Annotated in this window: 15 protein-coding genes and 2 pseudogenes; 5 read left to right on the top strand and 12 right to left on the bottom strand. The window is 69.8% G+C overall.

Annotated elements, in window-relative coordinates:
- Window positions 1-20: 20 nt before the first annotated feature.
- Entirely contained in the window at window positions 21-572 is a 552-nt protein-coding gene (locus tag ABFX45_RS24535; RefSeq protein WP_109637424.1) for an NlpC/P60 family protein, read from the top strand.
- Here ABFX45_RS24535 and ABFX45_RS24530 read toward each other — a convergent pair.
- Complete coding sequence (locus tag ABFX45_RS24530) at window positions 562-3,393, bottom strand: AfsR/SARP family transcriptional regulator (RefSeq protein WP_346132142.1); 2,832 nt, start codon at window positions 3,391-3,393, stop codon at window positions 562-564. The genes ABFX45_RS24535 and ABFX45_RS24530 overlap by 11 nt on opposite strands.
- 193 nt (window positions 3,394-3,586) lie before the next feature.
- Entirely contained in the window at window positions 3,587-4,081 is a 495-nt protein-coding gene (gene mug, locus ABFX45_RS24525) for a G/U mismatch-specific DNA glycosylase (RefSeq protein ID WP_346132140.1), read from the bottom strand.
- Between the two features lie 23 nt (window positions 4,082-4,104).
- Between mug and ABFX45_RS24520 the strand changes: the two genes are divergently transcribed.
- A complete protein-coding gene (locus ABFX45_RS24520; RefSeq protein ID WP_346132138.1) occupies window positions 4,105-4,572 on the top strand; it encodes an HAD domain-containing protein in 468 nt (155 codons plus the stop codon).
- Here ABFX45_RS24520 and ABFX45_RS24515 read toward each other — a convergent pair.
- The 6 genes from ABFX45_RS24515 to ABFX45_RS24490 form a co-directional block, all read right to left on the bottom strand.
- The gene (locus ABFX45_RS24515; protein ID WP_346132136.1) at window positions 4,559-5,206 is read right to left on the bottom strand and encodes an SIMPL domain-containing protein; all 648 of its coding nucleotides are present in this window, start codon (window positions 5,204-5,206) and stop codon (window positions 4,559-4,561) included. The two genes, ABFX45_RS24520 and ABFX45_RS24515, sit on opposite strands and share 14 nt — an antisense overlap.
- Window positions 5,207-5,214: 8 nt before the next feature.
- Entirely contained in the window at window positions 5,215-5,544 is a 330-nt protein-coding gene (locus tag ABFX45_RS24510; RefSeq protein WP_109637413.1) for a sunset domain-containing protein, read from the bottom strand.
- Window positions 5,545-5,553: 9 nt separating this feature from the next.
- Window positions 5,554-6,009: a hypothetical protein gene (locus tag ABFX45_RS24505; RefSeq protein ID WP_346132134.1), complete on the bottom strand. Its 456-nt coding sequence runs from the start codon at window positions 6,007-6,009 to the stop codon at window positions 5,554-5,556.
- Between the two features lie 74 nt (window positions 6,010-6,083).
- Window positions 6,084-7,733 (bottom strand): bifunctional metallophosphatase/5'-nucleotidase, encoded by a 1,650-nt coding sequence (locus ABFX45_RS24500; protein WP_346132132.1) that lies wholly within the window; start codon window positions 7,731-7,733, stop codon window positions 6,084-6,086.
- Window positions 7,734-7,822: 89 nt separating this feature from the next.
- Window positions 7,823-8,008 carry a hypothetical protein gene (locus tag ABFX45_RS24495; protein ID WP_109637408.1) on the bottom strand — a complete coding sequence of 62 codons (186 nt, stop codon included), beginning with the start codon at window positions 8,006-8,008 and terminating at the stop codon, window positions 7,823-7,825.
- Entirely contained in the window at window positions 8,005-8,304 is a 300-nt protein-coding gene (locus ABFX45_RS24490) for a hypothetical protein (protein WP_233439595.1), read from the bottom strand. Before ABFX45_RS24490 ends, ABFX45_RS24495 begins: the two co-directional genes overlap by 4 nt.
- A gap of 100 nt (window positions 8,305-8,404) precedes the next feature.
- On the opposite strand from ABFX45_RS24490, the pseudogene ABFX45_RS24485 reads away from it, so the two are divergent.
- Window positions 8,405-8,620, top strand: a pseudogene (locus ABFX45_RS24485) (response regulator); the annotation flags it as partial.
- Window positions 8,620-9,278 (top strand): annotated as a pseudogene (locus ABFX45_RS24475) (sensor histidine kinase); the annotation flags it as partial. The pseudogenes ABFX45_RS24485 and ABFX45_RS24475, both read left to right, overlap by 1 nt.
- Window positions 9,279-9,504: 226 nt before the next feature.
- Here ABFX45_RS24475 and ABFX45_RS24470 read toward each other — a convergent pair.
- From ABFX45_RS24470 to aspS, 4 genes are all read right to left on the bottom strand, one after another.
- Window positions 9,505-10,275 (bottom strand): SGNH/GDSL hydrolase family protein, encoded by a 771-nt coding sequence (locus tag ABFX45_RS24470; protein WP_233439594.1) that lies wholly within the window; start codon window positions 10,273-10,275, stop codon window positions 9,505-9,507.
- A gap of 53 nt (window positions 10,276-10,328) precedes the next feature.
- Window positions 10,329-11,501 (bottom strand): hypothetical protein, encoded by a 1,173-nt coding sequence (locus ABFX45_RS24465; RefSeq protein WP_109637402.1) that lies wholly within the window; start codon window positions 11,499-11,501, stop codon window positions 10,329-10,331.
- 102 nt (window positions 11,502-11,603) lie between these two features.
- Window positions 11,604-12,545, bottom strand: coding sequence for a DUF389 domain-containing protein (locus ABFX45_RS24460; RefSeq protein ID WP_346132127.1), 942 nt, complete (start codon window positions 12,543-12,545; stop codon window positions 11,604-11,606).
- Window positions 12,545-14,314, bottom strand: coding sequence for an aspartate--tRNA ligase (gene aspS, locus ABFX45_RS24455; RefSeq protein ID WP_109637397.1), 1,770 nt, complete (start codon window positions 14,312-14,314; stop codon window positions 12,545-12,547). Before aspS ends, ABFX45_RS24460 begins: the two co-directional genes overlap by 1 nt.
- 118 nt (window positions 14,315-14,432) lie before the next feature.
- Between aspS and ABFX45_RS24450 the strand changes: the two genes are divergently transcribed.
- Complete coding sequence (locus tag ABFX45_RS24450; RefSeq protein ID WP_112227902.1) at window positions 14,433-14,720, top strand: hypothetical protein; 288 nt, start codon at window positions 14,433-14,435, stop codon at window positions 14,718-14,720.
- Window positions 14,721-14,726 lie beyond the last annotated feature (6 nt).

Raw genomic sequence — 14,726 nt, 5'->3', positions numbered from 1 at the left:
AGTCGATCGGAGCTACAACGATGCGCATTCGCCACGCCGTCGCGGCGACCGCCATTTCACTCGGGCTGCTGGGCGGCCTCAGCGGCGTCGCCCAGGCCGCGCCGGAGGGTCCCGCCGAGCAGGAGACCGCCATCTCGCAGGTCGAGGCGGCGGCCGGGTACGGGGGCGCGATCACCCGCACCGAGGTCATGAAGCGCGCGAAGGACTGGTGGGACCGCAAGATCCCGTACAGCCAGAGCGCCTACGCGTGGGACATCAACAAGGGCAAGAAGTACCGGACGGACTGCTCCGGCTTCGTCTCCATGGCGTGGAAGCTGACCACCAGCCGCAACACGTCCACTTTGGACGAGGTCGCCACGAAGATCACGTGGGGCGGACTCAAGCCCGGCGACATGATCCTGCGCAACGGCCACGTGAAGCTGTTCGAGAAGTGGGCCGACTCGGCGCACACCGTCGCGTGGATCTACGAGGAGGGCAGCACCGCCACCGACATGGACCACGAGAAGGTGTCGATCTCCTCGCTGAAGAGCGGCGGCTACGCGCCGTGGAAGTACAAGAAGATCACCGGCTGACCAGCTGGTGCCACCGAGTGCGCCACTGGTGAACTTCCCCGGCTTCACGGGTGCCCAGTCGCGCGAACAGCTCGGCGGCCTCACCCCAGCAGCGGTCCGCGCCCGCACCTTCCCCCAGGCGGGCGTGGACCGCACCGAGGTCTCTGAGCGTCCGTGCCCGCCACAGCGGCAGGCCGAGATCGGTGAACGACGCCAGCGCCTCGGTCAGCACGATCCGCGCGCCGTGGTGGTCGCCGGCCGCGAGCCGCAACTCTCCCAGGGTGCGGCGGACGAGCGCCTCACCGAACCGGTCGCCGACGTCGCGGCAGCCGTTCATCGCGGTGCCGAGGAGCTCCCCGGCTGGGTCGAACGAACCCTTGCGCAGCAACACCTTCGCCCACGCCTGGGCGGTGTAGCAGCCGAGCAGCTCGTCCCCGGTGCCCGCGACCATCTCGTGGGCGCGCACGATGTGCTCCTCGGCCAGGTCCAGCTCGCCGCGGGCGCGGTGCACCAGCCCGATCCCCCGTGCCGCCAGGGCTTCGCCCCTCCTGCTCTGCGCCGCGCGGTAGGTCGTTTCCGCCAGCGTGAGGGTGTCCAGGGCTCCCTCGTCGTCGCCGAGTTCTCGTTTGACGGAGCCGATTCCGTAGAGCGCGTGACCGACTCCCTCGGTGTCGTGCGACTCCAGGAGCTCGCGGGCCCTGCCGAGCGCCTCCAGTGCGCACGGGTACTCACCGAGATCACGGCACACCATGCCGATGCCGTTCATCGCGACGGCCTCACCGCGCTTGTCGCCCAGGTTCACGAACAGCGTCTGCGCGGTGTCGAACCACGACCGCGCTTCCACCAGGTTGTCACGCTTGTAGTACATCTGGCCGAGGCTGCAGCGCAGCACCGCCTCCAGCCTCAGATCCCCCGTCTTCCACACGGCCTCCAACGCCGCCGTGTGTGTTCGTTCCCAGGCCTCGTACCGGTTTCTGAGCCCGAACCAGGCGAACACCAGCACCTCGGCGAGCTGGGACGCGATCTCCGCGAGCCCGAGCTCCGCCGCGCGTTCGACGAGCTTGGTCAGCAGGCTCTCCTCGCGCGCGAACCAGGCGTCCTTGTCGGTGGGCCGCGCGGCCGTCGCGACGATGCCGAGGGAGTCCTGCATGCGCGGCACCGCGAGGAAGAGCTGTTCGGTCAGCCCGTCCACTGTGGACAGCGCGGCGACCACGGCCCTGCGGACGAGATCCTCGCGTTCCTCTTGCGGGTCCTCGGCTTCGGCGAGCTCACGGGCGTGCAGCCGCACCAGCTCGTGCATCCGGTACCGCGCGCTGCCGATGACGTCGAGCAGCCGCGCGTCGACGAGCTGGTCGAGCACGTCCTCGTCGAGCAGGTGCATCCACAGGAAGCTCGGCACCTCGGGCAGCCCGAGGAACCCGAAGATCCGGTACGCGCTACGGGCGTTCTCGTCGAGCGCCCGATACGTGAGCTCCAGGCTCGACCGCACCGCCAGGTCGTCGGCGACCAGCTCGTCCAGCCTGCTGCGCTCGTCGGCGAGCCGTCTCACCAGCTTCGACACCGGCCAGTGCGCCCGCCCGGCCAGCCGCGCGCCGGTGATCCGCACCGCGAGCGGCAGGTACCCGCACAGCCGCGCCACCTCGTCGGCCTGGTCGGGTTCCGCGGAAACCCGGTCGTCGCCCAGGATCCGCCGCAGGAGCGTGACCGCCTCGTCGCTGCTCAGCACGTCCAGCGGAATCCGCCGCACACCTTCCAGCCCGCACAGCCGGCTGCGGCTCGTGATCAGCGTCAGGCAGCCGGGACTGCCCGGCAGCAGCGGCCTGACCTGCGACACGCTCGTGACGCCGTCCAGCACGATCACCACGCGCCGCCCGCTGACCGTCGCCCGCCACAGCGCCGCGCGTTCCTCGGCCGACTCCGGAATCCGCGCGCTGGGCACGTCCATCGCGCGCAGCAACGAGTCCAGCGCCCCTGACGGCGAGTGCAGGTCGACGAACAGCTGCCCGTCCGGATACCGGTCCGAGAGCCGGTGCGCCGCGTGCACCGCCAGAGCCGACTTGCCGACACCCGCCGGTCCCTCGATCCACCAGACACCGCCGTCGCTGTCGAGGAGCCTGCTGAGCTCCCGGTCGCGCCCGGTGAAGTCGCCGGCATCGCGCGGCAGGTAGTTGCGCCGGCTGTCCCGCGCGCCCTCCAGCACGTCGCGGTAGAGCTGCTGGAGCTGCTCCCCCGGCTCGACGCCCAGTTCGTCGACCAGCACCCTGCGCGTCTCGCGGAACACCCGCATCGCGTCCGCCCGGCGCCCGGCCCTGGCGAGCGCGGTCATGAGCTGGCCCCTGAGCCGCTCCGCCAGCGGGTACTCGCTGACGAAGGCCCCGAGCGGGTCGACGACCTCGGAGTGCCGCCCCAGCGCGAGCTCGGCGTCGGCCCACGCCTCCGCCGCCGCGAGCCGTTGCACCTCGAGCGTCTGCGCGAACACCACCGGCGTCCCGCGCCACAGCCCGAGCGCCTGGTGGAGCGTCTCGGCCTTGACCTTGAGGTCGGCCTCGTCCCCGGCGTCCGCGACCCGCCTGCGGAACAGGTGCAGATCCACGCTCTCGGGCTCGGCGTTGAGCACGTATCCCGCCGCCCGGTGCTCGACCGGCAACCCGGCCCGGCGCAGGCTGCTGATGTGCACCTGCAGCGACTTGCGGGCCTGCGGAGGCGGCTCCTCACCCCAGATGAGGTCGATGAGCCGGTCGACGGGCACGATCTTCCCGCACTCGACAGCCAGGACCGCTAGGATCTGCGCGGGCTTCGGCGGCACCGCCGGTTCGATCGGCCCCAGAATCCTGATCTCCACTGCGCCCCCACCAGTGTTGAAGATTCATCATGTTCTGCGCGGAATAGCCAAACTTTGGCGCACCCCGGGCGTACGCGGTTCCACATTCCGGTGAAGGCCACTCGAATGGACGCAGATCCGGATGCAACCAGACCAGAGTTCACTCCGTCCAGCCCACTTTGAGTGGGCATGAATGTGAACTTTCGTCTCGCTTTCACAAGCTCGCTCTGAGCCTGCCGAACTCCTCCGTGAGCGCCGGCAACTGCCAGTGCGCGTTCAACCCGCTCGGATTGGGCAACAACCACACCCGCGCACCGCCCACGGTGTCGCCCTGCGGCCCCACCTGCGCTTTCTTGCGCCCGAACGCCGCCCGGTACACCGTCACACCGAGCACCGCGAGAACCTTCGGTGAATACCGCTCGACTTTTTCGGCGAGCTCGGCCCCACCCGCTTTGAGTTCGTCAATTGTTAATTCGTCGGCTTTGGCGGACGGCCGCGCGACGACGTTCGTGATGCCGAGTCCGAGCGGGAGGAGCTCCAGCTGCTCGGCCGGCGCGAAGAGCCGCGGCGTGAAACCGGACAAATGCAGGGCGGGCCAGAACCGGTTTCCCGGCCGCGCGAAGTGATGGCCGGTCGCCTCCGACACGAGGCCGGGGTTGATACCGCAGAAGAGCACTTCCAGCCCTGGCTTGATCACGTCGGGAATCACGCGATCAAGCCTACGGTGTCCGGGTGACCGGTCTCCCGATCCTGTTCCTCGACGTCGACGGCCCGCTCCTCCCGTTCGGTGACGGAGTCGCCGGAGAACCCGGCCTCACCCGCCTGGCCCCTCTGCACGGTCCGTGGCTCGCCGCCCTGCCGTGCGAACTCGTGTGGGCGACGACCTGGATGGACGACGCCAACGAACACCTCTCGCCCCTGCTCGGCCTGCCGCGGCTGCCGGTCGCGAACTGGCCGGACGACCCGGAAACCGAAGCGCAGGACACACACCTCGGCCTGCACTGGAAAACCCGCGGGCTGGTCACGTACGCCGGAAGCAGGCCGTTCGCCTGGGTCGACGACGAGCTGACCGACCGGGACCGCGCCTGGGTGGCCCACCACCACGGCAAAGCCCTGCTGCACAGGGTGAACCCGCGCCACGGCCTGACGGACGCCGACTACCTGGAGCTGGACGCCTGGCTCCGCCTCACCCGTGGTTGATCGAGAACCCCAGGATCACCGCCGCCATCACCACGACGTGCCCCGGCGCGAGGTCGTCAGCCGAAGCGTCCCCACCGCCCCCGTGCCCCCGGTACCGCCCACCGCCCGCCTTCTCCGGATCCACGTCCTCGATGTGCACCACGGATCCCAGCCGCACCAGCGCGGCCTCGGCGTACAGCTCCGCCTTCCGGCGCGCGGCCGCGACGGCCTGCCTGCGGGCCTCGGCGCGCAGTTCCGCCTTGCCCGACACGTCGAACTCCACCCCGGCGATCTCGTTGGCGCCGGCCGCGACCAGGTCCACCAGGAGCGGCTGCACGTCGTCGAGGTCGCGCGTCTCCACCGCGAACGTCGCCTCGCACTGGTAGCCGAGGAACTCCCGCGGCGTGCCGTAGGTGTGGGAGCTCTGCAGGTCCAGGTGGGAGCGTTCGACCGCCGCGTCGGGCACACCGTGGCCGCGCAGCACCTGTCGCACCGCGCCGATGGCCTCGCTGGCGGCGGCGAAGGACTCCGACGGCGTCTGTTCCACGCGGCTCACCTTGAACCTGACGCGGACCAGGTCCGGGCGCGCCTTCACGTCCGCCGCGCCGAAGACGGTCATGCCCCAGGGTCTTTCCACCATCTGCGAGTTCAGCATGGCGGAGATCAAACCACCGGGATCTGGGACACCGCAGGCACTCGGGGACGCGGCGTCCACATGGTGTAACCGGCCCGGCGCGCATCCTCCGGCGAGTGGAAGAACGCGTCGCCCTTCATCCGCTTGTAGTAGGGCGACTCCGGGGTGTGGAACATCATCGTGCGCGAGTTCGCCTTGATCGCCGGCGCGGACGGCACCGGCTCCTCCATGATCGACAGCGGCGCGCCGGTGACCTCGGGTGCATCGGGACGCGCGCGCATGGTCAGCCACGTCAGCAGCACGCCCGCGAGGAACGCGCCCGCGCACAGCAGGAACATCTGGATGAAGAACCCGAACAACGAACGCTCCTAGCCCGTAGTGAAGTCCTCGTCGACGCGCAGACCGGGTACGGCCGAGTGCAGGGCGTCGCTCAGCATCCCCGCGCGCTCCGGGTCCGCCACGCGCGCCGACGCGGTCAGGTGTCCTTTGTGGACGACGCCGGTGAACTCGGTGACGTCGTGGTCCAGCACCACCCCCAGCAACGACGCGGCGGCGGCCGGGGATACGGGCATCCGTTCGCCCGCGTTGGGGGTGATCATGTCGGTGACGCGGTGGGCGGCGGTCAGCTCGCGCACGGCGTCGACGACCTCCTGCCGTTCGACGGCGGTGCCCGCGGTGCCGGCCAGCACGATCTCGTACGAGCGCACGGCGAACACCAGGTGGCCGGGCTCGATCTCGGCGACGGGACGGAACGCGGTGCCCACCGAGGCGAGCAGCACCGGCACGACGAGAGCGCCGACGAAGACGCGCTGCGATAGCTGCACGCGCCTGACCTATCTCATTCGGACGAGCCCATGCCACCACCTGGAGCAGAACCCCCAGGACAACACGCCCGAATTCACCCGTTCGTGGAGATCACCACGGGCACTCCGGACGCCACCAACCGCCAGTCCGACCGGGTGAACGCGGCGGGGTCCAGCACGCCTGCCGCCTTGACCCAGTCGATCAGCAGCTGACGGATCTCCTGCTGCTGGTTGTGCAGCACGGGCGCGGACGCGATGTGCGGGAAGTCGCCACCGCCCGCCTGCCGGTAGTTGTTGACGGCGACCGCGAACTCGAACGAGTCCGAGACCGGGACGCCGTCGTAGGCGAGCCCGACGATCCGCGACCCCTCCGGCTGAGCGATGTCGATGTCGTAGGTCAGCGGCGCGGACAGCCCGTAGGCGATGTCGAAGTTGTAGTCCGGCACGTCGGCCGACACCTCGGCGGCGGTGAAGGGGCCGGGCCCGGAGACCTGCCGGAAGTACCGCGCGGACTCCTCCAGGAAGTCGCGCAGCTGAGCCCCGGTCATCCGCACGCCCAGCAACGTGTTGTCGAAGATGTAGAGCCCGGCGACGTCGCGGATCGACACCTCCCCCGCCGGAATCGCCGCCGCGCGGTTGAACGGCGCGCACAGCGAGATCACCGGCAACGAGGTGGACTTCGCGACTTCCAGCGCCTGCACGTGGTTGATGAAACCGAGAGCGGGCGTGTCCTCGAACCGCGACCGGGCGGCCGACATCGCCTCCAGGCACGTGCCGATCCGCGCGTTGACGTACGTGACGACCTTCTCGTGGTCACGCCGCAGCAGCCGCACTATCCGCGGGTCCTCGTCCACGGAAGCGGACGACAGCACGGAAGAGCGCGATCCCACAAGCTCCCAGCGCGAGTCGACCTGGAAGTCGAACTCCATCAGCGACAAACGCTTGCCCCAGAACAACGGCTCGGTCAGCAGCACCGGCCGGCCCGTCACCTTGTTCGTGACGAACCGCTGCGGGATCTCCACGTGCGCGTGCCCGACCAGAATCGCGTCGATGCCCGGCACGGTCTCGGCGACCAGTTCCGCGCAGTTCTCCGGGAACGGCACCTGATCCCCCAGAGACGACGAGAGATCGGCGCCCGAATGTGCCGCCACGATCACGAGATCGGACTTGGCCCGCACCTCCGGCACCCAGTGCAGCGCCTGTTCCACGAGACCGGGAAACGTCAGCAGACCCTCGACGACCGCGCGGTCCCACACCGCGATGCCGGGGTTGGTCAGGCCGAGGATCCCGACCCGCAACGGCGGCCCGCCCGTGCGCCACACGGTCTTGACCACGTACGGCGCAAAGGCCGGCAGGCCGGTGGAGACGTCGATCGCGTTGGCCGCCAGCAGCGGGAAGTCCAGCTGCCGCTCGAACATCCGCAGCACCTGCAGGCCGTAGTTGAACTCGTGGTTCCCCACCGCGGCCGCCGTGTACCCGATGGCGTTCATCGCTGCCGCCATCGGGTGCACGTGTGCGCGCGTGATCGGCTCGACCTTCGCGTAGTAGTAGGCGAGCGGCGTGCCCTGGATGGTGTCACCGGCGTCGAGCAGCAACGTCCGATGCCGCCCCACGTCGTCTCGCACTCCGGACACGAGCGTGGAGATCTTCGCGAGGCCGACGTCGTTGTGCGCGTAGTCGTCGAACTCGCGGTCCAGGTAGTAGTCCCAGTTGAAGAGATTGCCGTGCAGGTCAGTGGTGCCCATCACCGTCAGCGTGAACGTGCGCAGACCGCTCACCTCCGGTTTTGGTCGGGCATGCTTCCGACCATAACCACTCACGCTTGACCCGGTAACTACCTGGTTTGAGGGGCCTGCTGGTTCCGCTGACCGCGTTGACCAGGCTCGACCACGTTCGACGCCACCGTTTTGCCGTCCTCTGTGGTGGCGATCACCGTCACGGTGTCGCCCTTCTCGACACCTTCGGCCACTGTGTCGGCGTCGATCACGTAGGTCTTCGTGTAGCCGTCGGTCGACTTCACCTCCAGCGAGGTGTCGCTGATCGACGTGACCTCACCGGTCCGGAACTCGCCGTGCGTGGCCGTGCCGGAGCCGAGGCCGAGAAAGGGCCCGCCCTGCCGCCCGTCCGGCGCCCGCCCATGCCACCGGGGCCCATGCCGGTCTGCTGGCTCGTGCCGCCGGCCGCGTGGATCGTGACGCCTCCGGCCGCGGCGATGCCGACGGCGATCGCCACGGCCGCGACCGTCTTCTTCGCGGTCCACGCCGGGCGCGCCGCCTGCTCGGGTGCGCCCCGCTCCGGGGGCCGTTGTTCGGTCATGTCAGCCACCGTGGCGGCGCAGTCTGTGCCGAACCTGTGCCTGGCGCAGGCCTGAGCTGTGCGCGGCGCTCACAGCTGGCACACAGGGTCGGCGTTCACGATGGGAGCCATGCGCGCGATGAAGACCGAACTCCGCAGGCCGGACGGGCAGCCCGTGCGGGTGCTCGTGGTGGACGACGAGTCCACTCTGGCCGAGCTGATGTCGATGGCGCTGCGGATGGAAAAGTGGGACGTCCGCACGGCTCTCGACGGGCAGTCGGCTGTGCGGACGGCACGCGAGTTCCGGCCGGACGTGGTCGTGCTCGACGTGATGCTCCGCTCGCCGCCATCCGCGGGTACGCCGAGCTGACCCGGCGCTCCGCCGAGGAGGTGCCACCACAGGTCGCGCACGCGATGGGCAGGGTCGAGTCGGAAGCGCTGCGAATGACCTCGCTGGTCGAGGACTTGCTGCTGCTGGCCCGCCTCGACGCGGGCCGTCCGCTGGAGAGCGAGGACGTCGACCTCCCCGGCTGGTGCTCGACGTCGTCGGTGACGCGCGGATCGCGGGCCCCGGCCACAGCTGGAAGCTCGCGCTGCCGGAGGACCCCGTGATCGTTCCGGGCGACGTGCAACGGTTGCACCAGGTGATCGGCAACCTGTTGTCCAACGCCCGCACGCACACCCCGCCGGGCACCACCGTGACCACCGGTTTGTCCGTCCACAACGGACGGGTGGACCTGACCGTCACGGACGACGGACCGGGCATCCCCGAGGGCCTGGAGGTGTTCGAACGGTTCGCGCGCGGGGACTCCTCGCGGTCGCGGGCGGCGGGCAGCACCGGGCTGGGGCTGTCGATCGTGGCCGCCGTGGTCGGCGCGCATGACGGTGAGGTGTCCGTGGAGAGCGTGCCCGGCCGCACGACTTTCACCGTTTCCCTGAGGACATCACGGCGCAAAGGTCGTTCACAGCAAGAGCACACGACCGACCCAGGGTAGGCCGCGAATCTCGTCCGCATGAGACGAGAACACCTGGCGCTGGCGGTCCTGCTGGTCGCGACCGCCGCGCTGTACCTGTGGCGGCTGGGTGACTCGGGCTGGGCCGACGCCTACTACTCGGCCGCCGCCCAGGCCGGTGCGACGAGCTGGAAGGGTGGCGGCGAACTTCAAGGCCGTCACGGCAGGCGGTCAGACCATCTACGACCTGACGGCCGCGGGCTGAGCCTCAGAGGCGGCCGGTGTCAGCGGGGAGCGCCTCCCCCGGCGCCAGCCCTTCGACCGCTGTCTCCTCGATCCACAGCAACGGCAGCAGGTCCGCACCCCTCCGCCACAGCCACGGAATCCCCTTCACCACGAGCCACGCGACGTGGTGCCACACCGTGAGCTCGCGACCGCCGGAGCACTCCAGGCTGACCTCGCCGACCGGGTGCCCGAGAGCGCGCAGCTCACCGGCGAACGCCTGCGCCAGCATCCGGTGGCCGCGCTCGGACGGGTGCAGCCGGTCCACGGCCCACGTCTCCAGCTCGTAAGCCCCCGGCAGCGTGTGGAGATCGACGCAGCGGACGCCGTGCCGTGCGACGACGACGTCGATCACGCGGTTGTACTCGTCGATGCGATCCTTCAGCACCCGCCGCATCCGTCCGGGCAGCTTGAACACGCGGCCCTGGTCGTGGAACCGCACGGTGACCACGGAAGCCCCGGCGGCGGTGAGCTCGCGGCAGATGTGGTCGAGGTCCTCGTACATCCGCCGCACCGAGAAGTCCGACCGGAGGGTGTCGTTGACGCCCGCGATGACGACGGCGGCGCTGGGCCTCTCCCGCAGTGCCTGCGGCAGCTGGGTGCGCCGGACATCCGCCAGCCGCGCGCCGGAGACGGCGTAGTTGCGATAGCCGTTGCCGCCGAACGCGGACGCGAGGATCGGGCCGAAGCCGCGCCAGCCGCCGGGAACGAGGTCGCCGATCCCGACCGCCGTCGAGTCACCGAGTAGCACCAGCACGCGACTCAGCATCAGCGTGCCCGGTGATCCCGGAATGACCGCGCGGGAACGGTTCAGCGAAATGCAGGGTAAAGCGCGAGTTCGAGCACCTCGGCGCCGTAGCGGTCGACCAGTGCGCCGACCACCGCGTCCGCGTGCGAGGCGACCGTCTTCTCACCCAGGATCAGCGCGTCGGACCGCAGCCTGACCCACCGGCCCGCCAGCACGACACTGCGCGGTGGCGCGTTGTCGACGCTCGGCATCGGCTTGGAGAGCGCCCGCCACGTCGCGAGCCACACCCACAGCAGCTGGGCTTCGAGCAGGCGCGGTAAGAGCACCGCGTCGTCGTCCATCTCGGGCCACACCGACCCGACCTCGGCGCGCCACGCGGCGACCATGGCCTCGGACATGCCCGGCGGCAGGCCCCACCCGCACCAGCAGGACGGGAACGGCACGCGCAACGCGGCCGCGTCGAACACGATGTCGCGGACGCAGCCGCCCTCGAAGTCGACGAACCGGACACCGCGCGAGGTGACCAGGTGGTTGTCCGGACAGGACGTCGACGGGCTGAACGCACGCCGCCGCGACGAGCTGAACGACCGTGCGGCGTCGGCGGCGAACTCGGTGGCCTGCGGGGAGGTCTCCACCCCCAGCGTGGACTCGAGCAGCGCCGGTAGCCCGGCGATGGCCGCGTGCACGTCGACCGCGATCGGGTCCTGGCAGCACTGCGCACCGGCCCGGCGCATCAACGCGTCGAAGTCCGCGTCACGGCCCGCTGTGGTGGCGTGCAGGCGGCCCATGGCGTGTGCCCACGACAACAGGCCACGTTCCGCGGCGCGCGCGTCGCCCGAATGCAGCTTCTCGGACAACCGGGGCGCACGGCCCAGGTCTTCCAGCACGACCAGACGCGACGTCGCGTCGTGGGCGAACAGTTCCGGCGTGGCGCGCTCTTCCGCGGGCAGCGCGGTGAGGAGCTGGTGGCTGACGGCCTCGTGCGCCCACGGGTCGCGGTCGCCGCTCGCGGCCGGATACCGCTTCACGACCAGGGTGCGGGGCATCGAGAACGGCGAGGACGCGACTCTCACCCGGATGACGACGGAACGACCGGTACCCCCGAGAGCCTCGGGGTCAGCGAGGCGCACCTGTGCGCCCAGTCGCTTGGTCAGTACCCGCTCGGCCGCGTCGACAGCTTCGACGATCTCGGGTGAAGTCGTCTCGGGAGGGCCCGCGGTGATCTCCACGCTCATCCCCTCCGACCCTACTCCCCATGTCCGTGAGCCGGACCGACGCTAATCCGGCCAGGCTGCGACTACCACCACTCGTTGATAACGGCTCGCGCTGTTTCCGGATCACCCCTTGGACAGTGGACGTGCGGAAACACCATCCGTTGCCCTGCGCCTGCGGATCAACAGAACGAGCGAAGCGGCCGCGACAATACCGATCAAGTTGATGCCCAGCTGGGCAACAGCAGGTCCCACTCTGTCCCACACTCCGAGAACGGCGGCCAGCGCAGCGTAGCCCGCCGCCGGCACCGTGGTGACCGAGATGAACACACCGACGAGCGCCGCCGACTTGGCCGACGTCATCGACAGCATGCCCGCCGCACCCGCCAGCAGGGCGACGATCAGCGAGAACGGTCCGAACTCGTAGACGAAGTCGACCTGGTGACCGTTGAGCAACGACGCCCGGTCGAACAGCCCGCCGAGCTCACCGAACCACGTCAGCGCCGACGTGATCACCATGGCCAGCGGGAAGCCGATCACGAGTGCCATAGCCGCCCGCTTGACCAGGTCCATCCGTTTCGCCACGAGCCCGACCGCGATGGCGGCGAGCGGCCCGAACTCCGGACCGACGACCATCGCGCCGACGATCGTGACCGGAGAGTTCGTCGCGACGCCCACCGCCGCCAGCAGGCAGGCGATGGTGAGGAACGCCTGGAAGGTCACGCTCGGCCGGGACTCCTCGCCGGACTTCGCGATCAGCTCCTCCCACACGATCACGTCCGAGCCCTCGCCGGGAGCGTTCTCCTCGGCGCGGTCGGCGTGGTCGGACAGCGAGGTGTCGATCGTTTCGATCGTGACGCCACCGGTGTGGTCGATGTGCAGGTCGCACAACGCGATGACGATCTCGTCGACCGCCTCCCGCGCCACGTCGGCGGTGATCAGATCACCCTCGGGATCGATCGCCGCGCCACGCAGGACCACCAGGTGGGTGGCCCCTGCGTGGTCGCGGAGGATCGTCAGCGCGGCTTCGGTCTGGTCTGCCGGGCAGACCACCCTGAGCCGCAGCATTACGCCTTCTGGTCGGGCTTGGCGTCGACGCCGGCTTCCTTGCGCTGCTGCGGCGTGATCGGCGCCGGAGCCGCGGTCAGCGGGTCGTAGCCGCCACCGCTCTTCGGGAACGCGATGACCTCGCGGATCGAGTCGTAGCCGCCGATCAGCATGGCGATGCGGTCCCAGCCGAACGCGATGCCGCCGTGGGGCGGGGCGCCGTACTTGAAGGCGTCGAGCAGGAAGCCGAACTTCTCCTGCGCCTCCTCCTCGGTGAGGCCCATGATGTTGAAGACCCGCTGCTGCACGTCGGCGCGGTGGATACGGATCGAGCCGCCGCCGATCTCGTTGCCGTTGCAGACGATGTCGTAGGCGTACGCGAGCGCGTTGCCCGGGTCCTCCTCGAAGCGGTCGATCCACTCCGGCGTCGGCGAGGTGAACGCGTGGTGCAGCGCGGTCCACTTGCCGCTGCCGACCGCCACGTCGTCGCCGATGTTCTCGACGGCCTCGAACAGCGGCGCGTCCACGATCCACACGAACGACCAGGCGTTCTCGTCGATCAGGCCGACGCGCTGGGCGATCTCGTTGCGCGCGGCGCCGAGCAGCGCGCGGGCGCCGTTGCGGTCACCGGCGGCGAAGAAGATGCAGTCGCCGGGGTTCGCGCCGACCGCCTTGGCGAGGCCGTCGCGCTCGGCGTCGGTCAGGTTCTTGGCGACCGGGCCGCCCAGCGTGCCGTCCTCGCCGATGAGCACGTACGCGAGGCCCTTGTGGCCGCGCTGCTTGGCCCACTCCTGCCAGCCGTCGAGCGTGCGGCGGGGCTGCGAGGCGCCACCGGGCATGACCACGGCACCGACGTACGGCGCCTGGAACACGCGGAACGTCGTGTCCTTGAAGTACTCGGTGAGCTCGGTCAGCTCGAGGTCGAAGCGCAGGTCCGGCTTGTCCGTGCCGTACTTGGCCATGGCCTCGGCGAACGGGATGCGGCGGATCGTGCCGATCTCGTGGTCCGCGAGCTCCTTCCACAGCGCCTTGACGACCTTCTCGGCCAGCGCGATGACGTCGTCCTGCTCGACGAAGCTCATCTCGATGTCGAGCTGCGTGAACTCCGGCTGCCGGTCGGCGCGGAAGTCCTCGTCGCGGTAGCAGCGCGCGATCTGGTAGTAGCGCTCCAGACCACCGACCATGAGCAGCTGCTTGAACAGCTGCGGCGACTGCGGCAGCGCGTACCAGGAGCCGGGACGCAGCCGGGCGGGCACCAGGAAGTCGCGCGCGCCCTCCGGCGTGCTGCGGGTCAGGGTCGGGGTCTCGACCTCGACGAACTTCTCGGCGTGCAGGACCGTACGGGCGATCCGGTTCGCCTCGCTGCGCAGGCGCATGGCCTTGGCCGGGGCGGTGCGGCGCAGGTCGAGGTAGCGGTGCTTGAGGCGGGCCTCCTCGCCGACCTCCAGGTGGTCGTCGACCTGGAACGGCAGCGGCGCGGCCTCGTTCAGGACCTCGAGCTCGGAGACGTAGACCTCGATGGCACCGGTGGCGAGGTCGGGGTTCTCGCTGCCCTCCGGACGCCTGGACACCTCGCCGGTGACCTTGATGACGAACTCGGCCCGCAGCTTGTGCGCGCGCTCGGCCATCTCGCCCTCGCGGAACACGACCTGGGCGACACCGGAGGCGTCGCGGAGGTCGATGAAGATGACACCGCCGTGATCACGCCGGCGAGCGACCCACCCGGTGAGGGTGACGGACTGCCCGGCGTGCTCGGCCCGGAGTGATCCGGCCTCGTGCGTGCGCAACACGGTGGTGGCTCCTTGTAGACGAAGTCAGCTTTGCCGTCAAGGCTAGCCAACGGCACCGACGGATTTTCACGCAGGGCTTTCACGGGCGGAAGTGATCTAGGTTCGCTAGCTTTTCCGCATGCGGATCCCGGTGGCCGTCTTCGGCATGCTCGTGATGTTCGTGGTCGCCGTCGGCGTGCTGTTCTTCGGCATTCTCGGCTTCACACCGGTGCAGGCGTGCACGGGCGCGTGCTACGCGCCGTTCATGATGGCGACGGTCGGCACCATCGTCATAGGGCTGTCCGCGACCTTCGCGACGTGGTTCCGCGCGTTGCGAGAGCCGCGCGCCTACTGGCCGTGGATCGGCGCCGCGCTGATGGTCGTCCTCTACCTGGCGTCGCTCTCGGTGGCGGAACAGGTCCTCTGAACGAAA

The organism is Lentzea roselyniae, assembly GCF_039537795.1.
Lineage (GTDB): Bacteria > Actinomycetota > Actinomycetes > Mycobacteriales > Pseudonocardiaceae > Lentzea > Lentzea atacamensis.
This window is presented reverse-complemented; position numbering and strand designations above follow the sequence as displayed.